This window comes from Clostridium sp. (assembly GCF_016650095.1).
Classification (GTDB): domain Bacteria; phylum Bacillota; class Clostridia; order Clostridiales; family Clostridiaceae; genus Clostridium_AD.
Genome location: NZ_JAENWL010000393.1, coordinates 1 through 3,314 on the forward strand (window position 1 = coordinate 1; position 3,314 = coordinate 3,314).

General features: G+C 31.7%; 3 protein-coding genes. All 3 read right to left on the reverse strand.

The window, feature by feature from the left end; translation table 11 throughout:
• Positions 1–9: 9 nt before the first annotated feature.
• Positions 10–708 (reverse strand): diacylglycerol kinase, encoded by a 699-nt coding sequence (locus tag JJE11_RS16885; protein ID WP_291637721.1) that lies wholly within the window; start codon positions 706–708, stop codon positions 10–12.
• 34 nt (positions 709–742) lie between these two features.
• A complete protein-coding gene (gene ybeY, locus JJE11_RS16890) occupies positions 743–1,243 on the reverse strand; it encodes an rRNA maturation RNase YbeY (protein WP_291637723.1) in 501 nt (166 codons plus the stop codon).
• Positions 1,244–1,259: 16 nt separating this feature from the next.
• Positions 1,260–3,314, reverse strand: a 2,055-nt coding sequence (locus JJE11_RS16895; protein WP_366927957.1) for an HD family phosphohydrolase, incomplete at its 5' end; no start/stop codon positions are given.

A 3,314-nucleotide genomic window follows, 5' to 3' on the forward strand; every position in this document is an offset into this window, starting at 1 on the left:
AAAAGTATATTATCCTAAGATTTTAAATAGTAATAATGTTAATAAAGTCCCAAAAATCGCACCAAAAACCACCTCTAATATAGAGTGAATTTCTGAATCAACCCTACTCTGTGCTACTATTCCAGCTATAAAATAAGAAAGCACCATAATTAAAGGTTCATTAGTTAGTAATGTTATGGTTGTGGCTACTGAAAAAGCGATGGTACTATGGCCACTTGGCATTCCACCCCTGAGCGGAGTTCCTTCTCCATAAATCGCCTTGACTACCACTGTAGCAATACAAACTATAACTAGTATGAAAAAAATCATGTCAGGACTAGACTTTTTAAGCTTTGACATAATTGTCATATTAAACGGAGTTATTCTACCCCAAAATATCACATAACCAACTAAAACTGAATTTACAGAAGTTACCAGTACAGCACCAGCAGCTACATTTTTAGCGATTTTCGCAAGTGGATGATAAAAATTTGTTGTAGCATCTATAGCACATTCCACTGCAGTATTTATCATTTCAGCTACTATAACTAAGGTTATTGTTATAGTTATAATCAAAAGTTCTATCTTTGACAAATTGAAAAAAAACGCGGCAGTAAGCACTATGATTGTAGCTATCATATGTATCTTCATATTTCTTTGTGTGCGAATTGAGTATATGATTCCTTCAATAGCATAATTAAAACTATCAACTAATTTTTTGACTTTCATAGTTCACCACCTTTAACTGTGATATAACCCTAATTCATCTAGAAATCTTAAAATTTCCCAATATTTCTTCTTCTCTTTTTCTCATAATGTTTTTCTCTACCTGTTCCACGTGGTCATACCCTAACAGATGTAAAATTGAATGTACTGTAAGATAAGCACATTCACGAGTAAAGGAATGCCCAAACTCTTCACTTTGAAGCATCGCTTTCTCCAGAGATAATGCAACGTCTCCAATTACAAGCCTCTCATCATATAAATCACTTTGATCAAATTTATAATTTAAATATACATTTTTAAACACCTTATTTTGGGGGTAATGTAACATAGGGAAAGAAAGTACATCCGTAATTTCATCTATCTTCCGATGTTCTAAATTTATTTTTCTAATTTCCTCATTGTCAATAAATATAACACTTACTTCATTGTCTATAAAAAGTTTTTCCTCGAAAAGCGTATACTCAATCACATCTTTTATGACGGTTTCAAGTTCTTTTGTAACTTCAATCTTAATTTGCCTATTATCAATATAAATCATACTTATTTTTACTCCTTTATTTATTTTCATGTTCTTTAGTCTTTTGCCATTTGTCCGTTGGATATTCTATTCTCTCATGGTATATTCCTGAAAATACTTTTAAAAATGCAGCTCGAATCTTTTCTAAATCTTTCAGCGTTAACTCACAATTATCTAATTGTCCATCATTAAGCCTACTTTTTATTAGTTTATTAACCATTTCATCAACTTTACCTTTTGTAGGATTAGGAATTGATCTTACAGCTGCTTCCACTACATCCGACAGCATTATAATTGCAGCTTCCTTACTCTCAGGATTTGGTCCCTGGTATCTAAAGTCCTCTTCTTTAACTTCATCTGGATTATCACTAGAATTTTTCATAGTTACATAAAAATACTTAACTAAAGAAGTGGCATGATGCTGTCCAATAACATCTTGAATCACCTTAGGTATATTAAATTCTTTTGCAAGCTCGAGTCCATCCTTTACATGAGAAATAATTATAAGTGTACTTAGATTCGGAGTAATTTTATCATGTGGATTATCATTTCCTAGTTGATTTTCTTTGAAAAAATAAGGTCTCTTTATTTTGCCAATATCATGATAATACGCGGCGACCCTGGCAAGAACGGCATTAGCACCAACCGCTTCTGCTGCAACCTCTGAAAGATTCGCTACAAGTACAGAATGATGATAGGTACCCGGTGCTTCTAACAGCAATCTTTTTAGTAGTGGGTGGTTAGGATTTGATAGTTCTAGGAGCTTTACCGTAGTCACTATATCAAAAAAACTCTCAAAAAGCGGTAAAAACCCTATGGTAAGCACTCCTGATATTAGGCTTGCAAGAGCAACAATTCCTGCCTTTTTAACCACCTCAACTATACTATTGCTTAGTAAAAATCCCATAGAAAGATAAAGCGCCAAATTTATCATTGCAATATATATTGCTGAATATAATATATCGTTTCTTTGCTGCATTTTCTTTAGTAACATAACCCCAGTAATAGAGTTCAGTACCGCCAATATCGTAATATCAAAATTAAAATTAACTGCAACGCTAATTAATATACTGTTAAGAATGTTTAAAGCTATTGATACTTCATCATTAACTAAAATAGTCATAAGCATGGGCACGCAAGCTAGCGGAATTACAAACAGTGAAATTATACCTAGCGATCTAGCTAGTAATATAGCTATTATACTAAGCATATTAAGCATAATTAATTTTTTTATATCCTTAAATATTTCCGGTTGATACTTATACAAATAAAACCATTGAAGCAGGATCACTATACATACGAGCCCTGCTAAACTTAAATATAAGGACCATTCAAAATTGTTAGTATTGTCTAAGAGCCCTAATGATTCAAGCAGTGCCTTTTGCTGCGAGGTTATTGGTTCTCCCTCACTTACAATAATCTGATCTTTTTTAATCATGATAGGCTTAACATTTTTTCTAGCTTCCGCTATTAACAATTCTGTTTTTTCTTTATCATATTTTGTATTAGGATAAACTTGTTCATTTGCAATAGATATTCCTATTGTTCTAATATCCTTATTAAAATTAGAGTTATTAAAAAGTGCAACAATCATACCCTTTGCTAATATAATTTCTTCTGGTTTATCTTCATTTATTGTTAATTTACCATAAACGGTTGTCATAGTATTTTCAAGAAATATTTTTAATTCATTAGCTTCTTTAATATCAAGACTTACTAAAACTTGATAATTTTCATTAAAAAAACCATTAACCGGACTTTGCACTTTGAGTAAATCTATTTTTTCCTTTTCTGATTTTCCAGAAGAGGCTACATTAGTGTTTAACTGGCTGACTGTAGTAAATAATTTTTCAATATTTTCTATGGCCTTCTCATTTACTGCAATTTTAATTGTCTTTTTCCCTACCATTGCTTCAGCTTCAGATCTATCACTTTCTGTTGCTATTTCATTTTCAACTTCTCTAGAAGCTTTTATATCTATATTTGCAATATCCCCCACATTTAGGGTATACTGCTTTGGAACTAAAGCTGTTACTAAAATCGAATACATTATAACTGCAGTAACTATAAAAATTAAATATGGCTCTGATTT